The 12824-nt window shown below is 38.4% G+C and carries 16 protein-coding genes, 1 rRNA gene and 1 pseudogene; 13 read left to right on the top strand and 5 right to left on the bottom strand.

Going from position 1 to position 12824, the window contains the following annotated elements; all coding sequences use genetic code 11:
• The first annotated feature begins 77 nt into the window (after positions 1–77).
• From rplQ to rpsI, 7 genes are all read left to right on the top strand, one after another.
• Positions 78–440 (top strand): 50S ribosomal protein L17, encoded by a 363-nt coding sequence (rplQ, locus tag ACRX5O_RS20985; RefSeq protein WP_066058495.1) that lies wholly within the window; start codon positions 78–80, stop codon positions 438–440.
• 562 nt (positions 441–1002) lie between these two features.
• Positions 1003–1851, top strand: a complete 849-nt coding sequence (locus tag ACRX5O_RS20980) for an energy-coupling factor ABC transporter ATP-binding protein (RefSeq protein WP_433907759.1) — start codon at positions 1003–1005, stop codon at positions 1849–1851.
• Complete coding sequence (locus ACRX5O_RS20975; protein WP_433907758.1) at positions 1827–2693, top strand: energy-coupling factor ABC transporter ATP-binding protein; 867 nt, start codon at positions 1827–1829, stop codon at positions 2691–2693. Before ACRX5O_RS20980 ends, ACRX5O_RS20975 begins: the two co-directional genes overlap by 25 nt.
• Complete coding sequence (locus ACRX5O_RS20970; protein ID WP_433907757.1) at positions 2694–3488, top strand: energy-coupling factor transporter transmembrane component T family protein; 795 nt, start codon at positions 2694–2696, stop codon at positions 3486–3488. It begins immediately after the preceding gene.
• A gap of 13 nt (positions 3489–3501) precedes the next feature.
• Positions 3502–4242 carry a tRNA pseudouridine(38-40) synthase TruA gene (gene truA, locus ACRX5O_RS20965; RefSeq protein ID WP_433907756.1) on the top strand — a complete coding sequence of 247 codons (741 nt, stop codon included), beginning with the start codon at positions 3502–3504 and terminating at the stop codon, positions 4240–4242.
• A gap of 251 nt (positions 4243–4493) precedes the next feature.
• The gene (gene rplM / locus ACRX5O_RS20960) at positions 4494–4931 is read left to right on the top strand and encodes a 50S ribosomal protein L13 (RefSeq protein ID WP_066058483.1); all 438 of its coding nucleotides are present in this window, start codon (positions 4494–4496) and stop codon (positions 4929–4931) included.
• Positions 4932–4950: 19 nt separating this feature from the next.
• Positions 4951–5343: a 30S ribosomal protein S9 gene (rpsI, locus tag ACRX5O_RS20955; RefSeq protein ID WP_066058480.1), complete on the top strand. Its 393-nt coding sequence runs from the start codon at positions 4951–4953 to the stop codon at positions 5341–5343.
• 87 nt (positions 5344–5430) lie between these two features.
• Here the strand turns inward: rpsI and ACRX5O_RS20950 are convergent, their stop codons facing one another.
• The 3 genes and pseudogenes from ACRX5O_RS20950 to ACRX5O_RS20940 form a co-directional block, all read right to left on the bottom strand.
• Positions 5431–6099, bottom strand: a complete 669-nt coding sequence (locus tag ACRX5O_RS20950) for an ATP-binding protein (protein WP_433907785.1) — start codon at positions 6097–6099, stop codon at positions 5431–5433.
• Positions 6100–6111: 12 nt separating this feature from the next.
• A pseudogene (locus ACRX5O_RS20945) lies at positions 6112–6381 on the bottom strand (PAS domain S-box protein); the annotation flags it as partial.
• Positions 6382–6396: 15 nt separating this feature from the next.
• On the bottom strand, positions 6397–6816 hold the full coding sequence (locus ACRX5O_RS20940; RefSeq protein ID WP_433907755.1) for a PAS domain-containing protein: 420 nt from the start codon (positions 6814–6816) through the stop codon (positions 6397–6399).
• A 222-nt stretch (positions 6817–7038) separates the two neighbouring features.
• Here ACRX5O_RS20940 and ACRX5O_RS20935 point away from each other — a divergent pair, with 222 nt between their 5' ends.
• From ACRX5O_RS20935 to ACRX5O_RS20925, 3 genes are all read left to right on the top strand, one after another.
• On the top strand, positions 7039–7482 hold the full coding sequence (locus ACRX5O_RS20935; RefSeq protein ID WP_433907754.1) for a YbaK family protein: 444 nt from the start codon (positions 7039–7041) through the stop codon (positions 7480–7482).
• A 77-nt stretch (positions 7483–7559) separates the two neighbouring features.
• On the top strand, positions 7560–8282 hold the full coding sequence (cwlD, locus tag ACRX5O_RS20930; protein ID WP_433907753.1) for an N-acetylmuramoyl-L-alanine amidase CwlD: 723 nt from the start codon (positions 7560–7562) through the stop codon (positions 8280–8282).
• Between the two features lie 124 nt (positions 8283–8406).
• Positions 8407–9462, top strand: coding sequence for an Mrp/NBP35 family ATP-binding protein (locus tag ACRX5O_RS20925; RefSeq protein ID WP_433907752.1), 1056 nt, complete (start codon positions 8407–8409; stop codon positions 9460–9462).
• A 451-nt stretch (positions 9463–9913) separates the two neighbouring features.
• Here the strand turns inward: ACRX5O_RS20925 and gerD are convergent, their stop codons facing one another.
• Positions 9914–10507, bottom strand: coding sequence for a spore germination lipoprotein GerD (gene gerD / locus ACRX5O_RS20920; RefSeq protein ID WP_433907751.1), 594 nt, complete (start codon positions 10505–10507; stop codon positions 9914–9916).
• Between the two features lie 143 nt (positions 10508–10650).
• Between gerD and ACRX5O_RS20915 the strand changes: the two genes are divergently transcribed.
• Complete coding sequence (locus tag ACRX5O_RS20915) at positions 10651–11271, top strand: KinB-signaling pathway activation protein (protein ID WP_433907750.1); 621 nt, start codon at positions 10651–10653, stop codon at positions 11269–11271.
• A 14-nt stretch (positions 11272–11285) separates the two neighbouring features.
• Here ACRX5O_RS20915 and pdaB read toward each other — a convergent pair whose 3' ends face one another.
• On the bottom strand, positions 11286–12038 hold the full coding sequence (gene pdaB, locus ACRX5O_RS20910) for a polysaccharide deacetylase family sporulation protein PdaB (RefSeq protein ID WP_433907749.1): 753 nt from the start codon (positions 12036–12038) through the stop codon (positions 11286–11288).
• Positions 12039–12166: 128 nt separating this feature from the next.
• On the opposite strand from pdaB, the gene ACRX5O_RS20905 reads away from it, so the two are divergent.
• Both ACRX5O_RS20905 and ACRX5O_RS20900 read left to right on the top strand, forming a co-directional pair.
• Complete coding sequence (locus tag ACRX5O_RS20905; protein ID WP_433907748.1) at positions 12167–12400, top strand: hypothetical protein; 234 nt, start codon at positions 12167–12169, stop codon at positions 12398–12400.
• 253 nt (positions 12401–12653) lie between these two features.
• Positions 12654–12824, top strand: a 16S ribosomal RNA gene (locus ACRX5O_RS20900); the annotation flags it as partial.

Here is a 12824-nt window from a genome sequence, read left to right as displayed (position 1 = left end):
TCTTAGGTCAAACCTTTTACCATTCCAAGTCTTAAGCAACTAGAGATAAATGACTTCAACAAAGGAGGGAAACTTTCATGGGATACAGAAAGTTAGGACGCACTAGTGCTCAACGTAAAGCTATGTTACGTGATTTAACAACAGACTTAATCATTAATGAGCGTATTGAAACAACTGAAGCTCGTGCTAAAGAACTTCGTTCAGTAGTTGAGAAAATGATTACTCTTGGTAAGCGTGGGGACCTTCATGCTCGTCGTCAAGCATCTGCTTACGTTCGTCACGAAGTAGCTAACGCTGAAACTAACCAAGATGCTGTTCAAAAATTATTCAGTGACATCGCTGGCCGTTACGAAGAGCGTCAAGGCGGTTACACTAGAATCATGAAGCTGGGACCACGTCGTGGAGACGGAGCTCCAATGGTAATTATCGAATTAGTTTAATAGCTAGTACAGACAACAAGGGTGAAGGACAGTTTACACAGGAACTTGTTCTTGCCCTTTTGCTGTAATGAGCCGTTGACTATCTAAAGTTTTAAGCCCAACGAGTGTTACGATGAGGGTGTATATATATGTTTTCACTTCTCGTCTAGCTCATGCGCCTTGCTCTCATTTGGAATGAAGAGGAGGCGCAGGCTTTATTTAGGAAAGAGCATTGAAATAAGAAGTCAATGAGACATTCATTCATGCCATCATACATATTATTTTTATATTTTTACGGTGAATGGTCCGTGTCTTCACTTTCAAAGCTCGCCAAGATTGGCGAGTTTTCTTTATAAGGTAAGAAAGTATAAATTTTTGAACTTTGAACAGTGTCTAGCTCCAGCGCCTAGCTCCTCGGTGGAATAATCTAATGCCATTATTCCTTGGTCATAAGCCAAAGCCCTACAGAGGTCAGGACCTCTTTCGTTCTTCGTCTTATGCCTGTCGGAGCTTACCAAGGCGCTTCCGCTTTTCTTATAATATTGGGTATTTCTTATAGATAAGATATGGTAGTCGAGAGGAGATGAGTAATTTGGTAGCATCCATCGTTCAGATTGAGAATGTCTCTTTTAAATATGATCTTCAAGAGGAGTACGCATTAAATGATGTCTCCTTTAACATAAATAAAGGCGAATGGCTTGCCATTGTAGGTCATAATGGATCTGGTAAGTCAACGCTTGCGAAGCTTTTAAATGGTCTTCAGTTTGCTGAAAAAGGTTCCGTTACCATTGGTGAAACGAAGATATCTGAAGAATCGGTTTGGGATACAAGAAAAATGGTTGGTATGGTATTCCAAAATCCGGATAATCAGTTTGTTGGTACTACTGTTCAGGATGATGTAGCATTTGGACTTGAGAATCATGGAGTTCCTCGGGAGGAAATGATTATCCGCGTACAGGAAGCATTAGAGCAAGTAAAGATGAGTCAGTTTCTATTACAAGAACCTCATCATCTATCAGGTGGTCAAAAGCAGCGAGTAGCTATAGCTTCTGTATTAGCTCTAAAACCGGCTATTATCGTTTTAGACGAGGCTACCTCTATGCTTGACCCAAAAGGACGCGAACAGGTTCTAGAAACGATTCGAGAGCTTAAAAGTGATAATGATTTAACCGTTGTATCTATTACACATGATTTAGAGGAAGCTGCTAAGGCTGACCGAATGATTGTTATGAATAGAGGACAGGTGTATAAAGAAGGTACTCCAAAGGAAATTTTCCAACTGGAAGAAGAGCTAATTTCATTAGGATTGGATATTCCTTTTTCCGTAAAACTGAGCAAGAAGTTAAAAGAGTTAGGCATGACCTTAGATAAGCATTTTCTATCAGAAGAAGAGTTGGTGAAACAATTATGGACATCTCACTCCAAGAAGTAGAATACAAATATCAAGCAAATACCCCCTTTGAACGTCTTGCTTTAGTAGATGTCTCCATTGAAATAAAAGCAGGAACATTTTTGGCGATCATTGGGCATACGGGTTCTGGAAAATCCACTGTTATTCAGCATTTAAATGCTTTATTAAAACCGACGAGTGGCAAGGTTGTAATTGGTGATCGAGTAATTACAAGTAATAAAAAGCAAAAAAATCTTAAAGAAGTAAGAAAAAGGGTCGGTATTGTTTTTCAATTCCCTGAGCATCAGTTGTTTGAAGAAACTGTAGAAAAGGATATATGCTTTGGACCAATGAATTTTGGTGTCTCTGAATCAGAGGCAAAGGAACGGGCAAAGGTTGCGATACGCCAAGTAGGCCTGCAGGAGGGAATTCTTCAAAAGTCTCCTTTTGACTTATCAGGAGGACAGATGAGAAGGGTAGCCATTGCCGGAGTTCTTGCTATGCAACCGGATGTTATTGTACTAGACGAGCCAACTGCAGGATTAGATCCTCGTGGAAGAAAAGAAATAATGGATATGTTTTATTCATTGCATAAGGAACGAAATCTTTCTACGATTCTTGTTACTCATAGTATGGAGGATGCAGCCCTTTACGCTGACCAGATTGCTATTATGCACCAAGGTCGTGTATACAGGAAAGGAAATCCAACAGAGATTTTCAGTGACCCTGAGGGACTGTTTGAGCTTGGACTTGATGTTCCAGAGGTCGTTCGTTTCCAGAGAAAGTTTGAGGCGGAGTTTGGACAATCACTAGGGAAAACTTGTTTAACTATCGAAGAATTATCTGAAACGATTGTCAAACATTTGCAGGGAGGAGCTAAATAGATGGATAAAATGATATTTGGTCGATATATTCCTGCAGATTCTGTGTTGCATCGTATGGATCCTCGTTCAAAACTAGTTCTAATCTTTTTATTTGTATGTGTGGTGTTTTTAGCCAATAATGTCCTAACGTATGGAACTCTACTTGTGTATACCATTATCATGCTTTCTTTATCAAAGATATCTATCCGGTTTATCATGGCAGGCTTAAAGCCGGTATTGTGGTTAGTTGTTTTTACTTTGTTTCTTCATCTATTTTTAACAAAGGAAGGGAATCTTCTATTTCAGTGGGGTTGGATAGAAGTGTATGAAGAAGGAATCAAGCAAGGTCTTTTTATTTCAGTGCGATTCTTTTTGCTTATTCTCATGACTTCTCTTTTAACGTTAACAACTACACCTATTGAGATAACAGATGGCTTAGAAGAGCTTCTTGGACCGTTAAAGAGAATTAAATTTCCGGTTCATGAACTTGCGTTAATGATGTCTATATCCCTAAGGTTCATTCCCACTCTTATGCAAGAGACAGACAAAATTATGAAAGCTCAGTCTGCTCGGGGTGTCGACTTCACTGGAGGACCTGTAAAGGACCGTGTGAAGGCAATTATCCCATTGCTTATCCCTTTGTTTATATCATCGTTTAAACGGGCGGAGGAGCTCGCTATTGCGATGGAGGCAAGGGGATACCGTGGCGGTGAGGGAAGAACGAAGTATCGACAATTAAGCTGGGGCGCCAGAGATACATCAATGCTGTTGGCCTTAGGGCTAGTTACGGCTTTACTAGCGGTATTACGAGCGTAGAGGTGTGATTCTCATGACGAGATATAAGTGTAAAATATCTTATGACGGGACGGCTTTTCATGGCTATCAGGTACAGCCTAATAAGCGTACGGTTCAATCAGAGCTTGAGGCAGCCCTTAAAAAGCTCCACAAAGGTAGAGAAGTAAAGGTGACGTCTTCCGGTCGGACAGATGCAGGTGTGCATGCAAAGGGGCAGGTTATTCATTTTGACTCGAATCTAAACATACCCTTATCAAAGTGGCAACTAGCGTTACATGCAGCTTTACCAAGTGAGATTGCCATTTTAGCGGTCGAGGAAGTGGATCAAGGCTTTCATGCACGTTTTGATGCTGGTGGAAAAGAATATCGATATTTTATTGATAGCCGAAAAATTCGTGATCCGTTTCAAAGAAATTATTCGTATCATTTCCCCTTCCCATTGGACCTAGATAGCATGAAAGAGGCTTGTGTCCATTTTATTGGTGAGTACGATTTTACTAGCTTTTGTTCCGCGAAGACAGAGGTCATGGATCGTGTAAGAACGATATACGATCTAGATATTTCTTCTGAAGGTGAACAGCTGGTACTTCGCTTTCGAGGAAATGGATTTCTTTATAATATGGTTCGTATCATTGTTGGAACCCTTATACAGGTAGGAAATGGGGACATTACGCCCGACTCTATCCCAGGGATAATCGAAAAGAGAGACCGAACCTTTGCAGGAAAAACAGCGCCCCCACAGGGGTTATACCTTTGGGAAGTGTTTTATGAGTAGAATCGTAGTTATAAAGTAGAAAAGATTAATAAAAAAATTTCTATGACAACTAATCCTGGTGTAACATTTCCTTGACATCAGGGCGGAAGCAGTATATGATATCAAATGTATGTATTTTAATCCCATGATAAGCCCCGTTAACTTATTATGTCGAGATATACGTAAATCATGACTGAACACATGTCGGAACACGTGTGGAAAGCATGCCAGAACAAATTTTATGAATGTATAATTTAGGAGGGAACTATTCAATGCGTACAACGTTTATGGCTAATTCAAACAATATTGAACGTAAATGGTACGTGATTGATGCAGAAGGCAAAACTCTTGGACGTCTTGCTTCAGAAGTTGCATCAATTCTACGTGGAAAACATAAACCAACTTTCACACCACATGTTGACACTGGTGATAACGTAATTCTAATCAATGCTTCAAAGATCGAGTTAACTGGTAAGAAATTAACTGACAAGATCTACTACCGCCACACTATGCACCCAGGTGGTTTAAAAACTAGAACGGCTCTTGAAATGCGTACAAACTACGCTGAAAGAATGTTAGAGCTTGCTATTAAAGGCATGCTTCCTAAAAATTCTTTAGGTCGTCAAATGTTCAGAAAGTTACACGTATACGCTGGTAGCGAGCATCCGCACCAAGCACAACAACCTGAAGTTTACGAACTTCGTGGATAATTAAAGGGAGGGTATTATATTGGCACAGGTTCAATACATTGGTACTGGTCGTCGTAAAAGCTCCGTTGCACGTGTTCGTCTAGTTCCAGGCAGCGGTAAAATTACAATCAACGATCGTGACATCACTGATTACATTCCATTCGAAGCACTACGTGAAGTAGTAAAGCAACCATTAAACGCAACAGAAACTCTAGGTAGCTATGATATTCTTGTTAACGTTAATGGTGGAGGTTACACTGGTCAAGCTGGCGCTATCCGCCACGGTATCGCTCGTGCGTTACTAAACGTTGACCCAGAATACCGTCCAACACTTAAGCGTGCTGGATTATTAACTCGTGACGCTCGTATGAAAGAACGTAAGAAATACGGTCTTAAAGGCGCTCGTCGTGCACCTCAGTTCTCAAAGCGTTAATTTTACGCTTATCAAGGACTCTCAACCAATGGTTGGGGGTCTTTTTATTTTAATAAGAAAAACACCTCCTCTCTATTATATGGATGTTTACTCTACAAAATGAACAGGTAAAGTGATCTTAACAATCGTTCCTTCCTCTTCTTTACTTGATATATCCATTGTTCCCGCATGTGACTCAATAATTTTAAAGCTCGTCATCATACCTAAACCCGTTCCTTTTTGATTTGTTGTATAAAATGGTATGTCGATATTTTTAAGTAAATCTTCCGGGATGCCACAGCCTTGGTCCGTAATTTTTATATATACTTGCCCGTTATGTGAACTTCCTAAAAACACATGAATATCTCCTCCGGATGGCATGGATTCAATCGCATTCTTTATTAGATTAATGAACACTTGTTTTAATTGATTGGCTACACAGTATACTAGGGGAATATCTTCAGAAGTGACATGAATGTTCACTCGATTCATTAGTGCTTGTGAGCCGAGTAGTGTCGTCACATCATGAAAGATGTCTGTTAGGTTCTCATAATGAAAATGCTGAACTTGAGGTTTAGCCACCATTAGTAACTCACCAGTAATCTGTTCAATGCGTGCAATCTCATCCGCCATAATTTCGTAATAGCATATTTCTTTGCTTGGGGCAGAAGACCTCATGATTTGGAGAAAACCCTTAAGAGCGGTAAGTGGGTTGCGTATTTCATGTGCGATCGAAGCAGAGAGCTGACCAACTGCTGATAGCTTCTCCGACTTAATGAGTTTTAGCTCGGTGGCCTTCTGATCAGTGATATCCTTGGCGATCCCATATACACCCACAACCTCATTATCGACTACAATTGGGATGTTTGTAACACTCACATGAACAACTCGCCCATCTTTATGTAAAGCCTTTGTTTCATAATGTTGAGTGTATCCTGTTGCTGCCTTTTCATAGTGATTTCTTGTTCTTTGTAATTCTGCTTCTTCAACAAGGGGAAGATAAGTTAATTGGAGAAATTCTTTTTCTGTATAGCCTAACAAGTGCTCCATAGCTGAGTTTACACTAAGGTAATTTCATTCTAAATCAAAAGAGAATACAGCGTCAGGATTTTGTTCAAATAGAGATTTATAATGTTGCTGTTTTTTGGAAGCAGCTTTCTTTTCTGCTGTAACATCTAAAAAGTACACAGAAAGACCATTGGGTGATGGATAGGCTCTTACATCAAACCAAGTATTTAGTGGAGGGAAAAAAGAACTAAATATTACTGGTACTTGTTCATGTACAGCTTTGTGGTACTGATCGTAGAAAGCTAAATTTACTGCCTCAGGGAATTCAAACCAAATGTTTTTACCAAGAAGATCTTCTCGATTTCGGAATAGTAACCGTGCTGCTTCGGAGTTTATGTAGGTGAAGTTCCAGTTTGTATCAACCGAGAAGAAACCATCTGTTATCCGATCTAATATTTCAAGTGCATCAATTTCAAGTTGGTTCATACTAATAACCCACCTTATCTAAATTTTTCCTATCTGGTAACAAATTCTAGACATTGGATCATATTCCTGCTTACATTTATTTCATCTATTTTAATTCCTTGTAAAATATATTCAATACATGTGTAGGAAAATTAACCAAAAAAATTGGAAGGTGAATTCAGTAGCAAATTTGTATGTCTCTCTTTTCGTCGTTAAAGAATAACCGAAAGGGGTGACAATGCAGTGAATGTAATTACAACCTTTAAAGATAAAAAACGTGAAAAACAGTTGAAATATGAAAAATCAGTCTTAAGGGAAATCTCACTGAAAATGTTAAAGGAAAGAGTCAAACAATATTTTGGTTCATCTCGTATTACAGCCAATTTACTGACACAATCAGGGATTGAAGAGGCTTGTTATGATGTAGCAATTGAAGCTTATCTTCTAGGTGCCCACTTTAGTAAATTTGGGTCTTATGGAGAGTCGGTAGAGAGTATAAAGGACCGATGTCATAAAGAGGAAAAGCATTTAATTGATACACTGTATAATTTTCTCCTTTATTGGGGAAAGGGAACGGAAGGAATTTATAGTGAGTCCCTTTTTTACTTATGTGAGCAGTATGTTGAAAGTTGGTGGCATGAAGGCTTTCGTACTGGAGAAAGAAGACACAAACTAAGGCTTCATTAACTTAAAGTTCTATTATCCCATCTTGTCCCATATATTAAATTGAATATTGGACGGATGGGAAGGACTGACGCATAGAGATGAGCAAAAGAACTAAAATCATTGCTTTTACTGTTGGACTAGTTATTTTATTTTTTATTCTTCAGTACGATTATTTTAAAACAAAAGAATCATGGAATTCCTGGAGTCTTCCACTTTCAGGCCAGATCATCTTGCTCGACCCTGGCCATGGTGGACCTGATGGAGGAGCTGGTGAAGAAGGTGCGCTTGAGAAGGATATTGCATTAAGTGTATCGAAGAAATTAAGAGACTATCTTCAAGAGCAAGGTGCTTTAGTTATTATGACTAGAGAGGAAGATAAGGACTTAGCTGAGGATGGAACTAGAGGATATAGTAGGAGAAAAACGGAAGATTTAAAAAAGCGTTTAGCCATGATTAATGAATCGGAAGCGAATTTTTTTGTTAGTGTTCATTTAAATTCAATTCCTTCACAGAAATGGAGTGGTGCACAGACATTTTATGCGCCACAGCTAAAGGAAAACGCTAAGGCTGCAAAGTTCATTCAGGACGAGCTTCGAATCAATCTTGAAAATACGGATCGAAAAGCAAAACCGTTAAGCTCTGTGTATATCTTGAAAAATGCAAAGAAACCAGGGGTATTAGTGGAGGTGGGCTTTTTATCAAATCCTACTGAAAAGCAGTTGTTAAAGACCGAGGAATATCAAGAGAAGGTAGCAGCTTCCATCTATAAAGGAATGCTTAGATATTTCTCAAATGAAAATGAATTAGTTGAAGCGGAGTAAGAAGGTGAAAATAAATGCCACCTTCTTTTTTTACTTATATATGAGTGTGATGCAGTTAACTGTATCTGCAGAGGATTATGTTATAATAAGACATGCAAACGAATTCAAAAAGGCGGTGTAAAAGTTGTTAACAGAAGCAAAAGTGATTGAACTTCTACAAAGTATTGAAGAACCATTTTTACATAAGACATTAGAAGAGTTGAATGCCATTGAAGAAGTAAAAATTAAGGAAGAGAAAAAACATGTAAGTGTTAAAATAGGAATTGCAAAAACAGGAACAGCAGAGCAGCTACAGTTACAGATGAAAATTGTAAACCTATTAAAGGGAGCGGGTGCAGAGTCAGTTGGAATCCGTTTTTCTGAACTGCCACAAGAGACACTTGAAAAGTTCCGTTCTACTCAGGAGGAGGAATCACAAGGTCTTTTATCACCAGGAAGTAAGACAACCTTTATTGCTATCGCGAGTGGAAAAGGTGGAGTAGGGAAATCGACAGTGTCTGTGAATCTTGCTGTTTCATTAGCTAGATTAGGGAAAAAAGTTGGGTTAGTTGATGCGGATATTTATGGGTTTAGTGTACCGGATATGATGGGCATTACAAAGCGTCCGGCTGTACGTGGTGAAAAAATTATACCGGTCGAACGCTTCGGTGTAAAAGTTATCTCCATGGGGTTTTTTGTTGAAGATAACTCTCCCATCATATGGCGAGGACCCATGCTTGGTAAAATGCTAAACAGCTTTTTCAATGAAGTAGAATGGGGAGATTTAGATTATTTATTACTAGACTTGCCTCCTGGAACAGGTGACGTAGCTCTTGATGTACATAGTATGCTTCCAGCTTGTAAAGAAGTTATTGTCACAACTCCACATCCAACAGCTGCGTTTGTCGCTGCAAGAGCGGGTGCCATGGCACTTAAAACCGATCATGAGATTTTAGGTGTAGTTGAAAATATGTCTTACTTTGAAAGTAAGCTAACTGGGGAAAGGGAATATGTGTTCGGTCAGGGTGGAGGAGAGAAGCTTGCAGATGAGCTTCAAACGAAGGTGCTTGGCAAGTTACCTCTTGGTCAGCCTGATTGGAATGAAGACGACTTTGCCCCTTCTGTATATCACGAAGACCATAAGCTAGGTCAAATTTATAAAGAAATCGCAGGTACTATCATCGAGTCACTTAGCAAATAAGGAAAACCTCTCCACTTGGAGAGGTTTTTTTATGCAAGGAGAACAAGTGGAGATAAAGTTTGCGGTGCTGTTTCGATCTTTATAATCTGGTCGATAAAAAGCTGCTGATTCACGTATACATGATCAAGGGGGTCCGCACTTATTGGTTGGGGGATCATGGTAAGTAACCGAGCGAATAAATAGACGGAGAATTTCCGACTAATTGATAATTATTATTAAAAGAAGCTTAAATAGACGAAGAGATTCCGCCTATTGACTCGAAAAATTTGAAAAAGGGAGGTTTTGCTTTGCATAAGCGGAAAACCTCCCCTTATTTCCTCTGAAAAGGGATACGTTCTTTATTTAACGGAAAAATCTCCGCTTATTTTACTTTTTTATAATACGATTGTCATTTCTACACGTATTTTAAGAAAAGCACTAGAACCCTTTAATTGAAAGCAGACCCGCTTTTCTATGCCCCTGTGCCTTCTTCTTTTGCTTCTTCCTTACTTCCGCTTTGTTCTGCTACCTCTTCTACAGCTTTTAAAATAAGATCTTGAATTTTTGCTTTAAATAATGGACTTTCGAATGTTTCGGTCATAACCGCTTGAACATGCTTTCTGTATTCGGCACTTTTTAATATGGTTGTAATTTCTTTTTCGAGTTCTGGATCTTTCATTACATCAATCATCATTGTTCGATACTCTGGATCCTTCATTAAGTCTTTTAAAAGGGCTTCATTTTCTGTTCTCATGCTTTTTGCTACACTTTCAGAGAACTTTGGATCTTCAAAGGACTTCTTCCAGAACGCTGTCCCTTGATCTGAGGTTAATGCTTTTTCCACTGTATCTGAAACAACTGCTTGGTCCATGATCAACGTTTCCTTCATGGTTTCATCATTCATCACATCTTTTATGGCTTTTTTTCCATCATCTGTCTTTAAGATATCAACTACCATTTTTTTTGTTTCTTCATAATCCATTTGGCTGCTTGTGTCCGCTTCAGCACAACCAGTAAGAAGTAACCCACTTATTAAAAGGGGGAGCACTAAAGACTTTTTAGGCATGATTAACGCTCCTTTCGATAGTAACTATAGTTTATGATGAAGAAAAACGACAAAAATTATACGTTTCCTACTCGAACCTAGATTTTTCATACTTTGGTTGGTACAATCAATAAGGAATGATTACATAATTGGGGGAAATTACGTTGAATAGCCGTAACTTGGTAAGGTTGTTTTTCTCGACGCTTATAATCGGGGGAATTACAACAGGAATCGTTGGCTTTATTGTTCGTTGGAAAGAATTTGAGCCGTTTTTTACTGATTTTCAGATAGTTGAAATATTATCAATCCTAGCATGGTTAGTAGGGATTGGATTGATATTTAGCCTTATTAGTCAAATGGGCTTCTTTGCCTACCTAACGGTTCATCGTTTTGGTTTAGGTATATTTAAGTCAGTAAAGCTTTGGAATAGTGTACAGGTGGTACTTATCATTTTTGTTCTTTTTGACTTAGTTTATTTACGATTTAATGCTTTTTCTGAAAAAGGAGATAGTCTTGTACCTTATTTAGGACTTGCTTCTTTTATTGCTGTTTGTGGGTTCATTGCGGCATATTACAAAGCGAGACTAACAAATAAAGAAGCATTTATACCTGCGCTCTTTTTTATGATTGTTGTTACTGTGTTAGAGTGGGTACCCATTCTTCGAGTAAATGAAAAGAGTTGGTTATACTTAATGATTTTCCCTTTGCTTATTTGTAATGCCTATCAGTTATTAGCATTACCCAAATTTATTTCAAATAGTGAAAAGAGCAAAAAAGCCGTCTAAATGAGACGGCTTAATTATTTTATTTCTTTTGAAGATGAGGTGGCATTTGCTATCATTTCGGAAACAGATACGAGTTTTAATCCTTTTTTATTAATATCATCAATAATAGATGGAAGGGCATCGGCGGTTTGTTTGGCAGAATCTGATGCATGAAGGAGAATAATGTCTCCCTTTGTCGCTTTAGCTGCATTTTCTTGAATGATCTCGACGCCCGGGTTGGTCCAGTCTTTTGAATCAATACTCCAATGGATAACAGTAAGTCCAAAACGGTCTGCTACTTTTAAGGTTTTTTGGTCAAAATGACCTGTAGGTGCTCGTAAAAGTTGTATATCCTTTATTCCGAGTTTTCTAAAGGCCTCTTGAGCCCTTGCGATATCCTTTACAATTTTATCTTCTTCTAGCTCGGTATAATCTTCATAATTATATCCAAGCATTCCAATCTCATATCCTTCTTTAATAATTCTCTCCACAATATGTGGATGCCTTTCTGCCCAAGAACCTGATAAAAAGAAAGTCGCTGATTTTACATTTTTACTTTTTAAAACATCCAAAATCGGCTCTGCTTTTTCATCACCCCAACCAATATTAAAGCTGACAGCTAAGTCCTTTTCACCCTTATAGACTGCCTTTGGTCCGTCTTTCCCTGAAAACGCTGGTACATTTACATAGTTTTCTAAGTACAAAAACCAGGCTGTAAAAAATGCTGCGACTCCTACAAGGATAAATTGTTTTAATGATTTGCCATTTAACACATAGAAAAAGTTCATCCTCTCACCTCGTCCCAAAACACTACTTGTCTCAAATCTATTCGAAAAGAATTTGTTTTATGCTTATAAAATGGTGAAATTAGGAACACACTACAATAACTAAATTGTTAAAGGAGTGTACATGTTTTATGCTAGGATTGTTAATCAATGAGAAAGAAGTAAAAGAGATAGAGTACCTTATAAAGAGAGAAATGGATGAGATCTTGTTTGATTTAAAAGATGAGCGAATCGATCATGTTGTAAAGAGAGCTATGGAGGAAAGATACAAAATTCTATTTACGCTGTTTAAGCGAGTGGCACCAGCAAAAGAATGTCTGAAGTACACAAGGTCTGCGAATCAAAGAAAAGAAAAGAAAGGATAAAAACTGTTGACTTTATTTTTAAACCTTGTTATATTAATAAACGTCGCTGCTTAACAACGAACTTCATGAAAAAATATTTTCAAAAAAGTTGTTGACGAGCGATTGGTTAAATGGTATATTAAGAAAGTCGCTTTTGGGCGATAGAGAAACAAGTTGTTCTTTGAAAACTAAACAAATCATACGTCAACAAAAAATGATTAGTGTTGAAATATACACTAGCCAACGTTTTAACTTTAAGAGCTAATCTTACTCTTTATTGGAGAGTTTGATCCTGGCTCAGGACGAACGCTGGCGGCGTGCCTAATACATGCAAGTCGAGCGGACCTTTGGGAGCTTGCTCCCAAAGGTTAGCGGCGGACGGGTGAGTAACACGTGGGCAACCTGCCTATGAGACTGGGATAACTCCGGGAAACCGGGGCTAATA

The sequence above is a fragment of the Robertmurraya mesotrionivorans genome (assembly GCF_050971805.1).
Lineage (GTDB): Bacteria > Bacillota > Bacilli > Bacillales > Cytobacillaceae > Robertmurraya_A.
The sequence above is the reverse complement of the archived record's forward strand: the minus strand, read 5'-3'. Positions and strand labels throughout refer to the sequence as shown.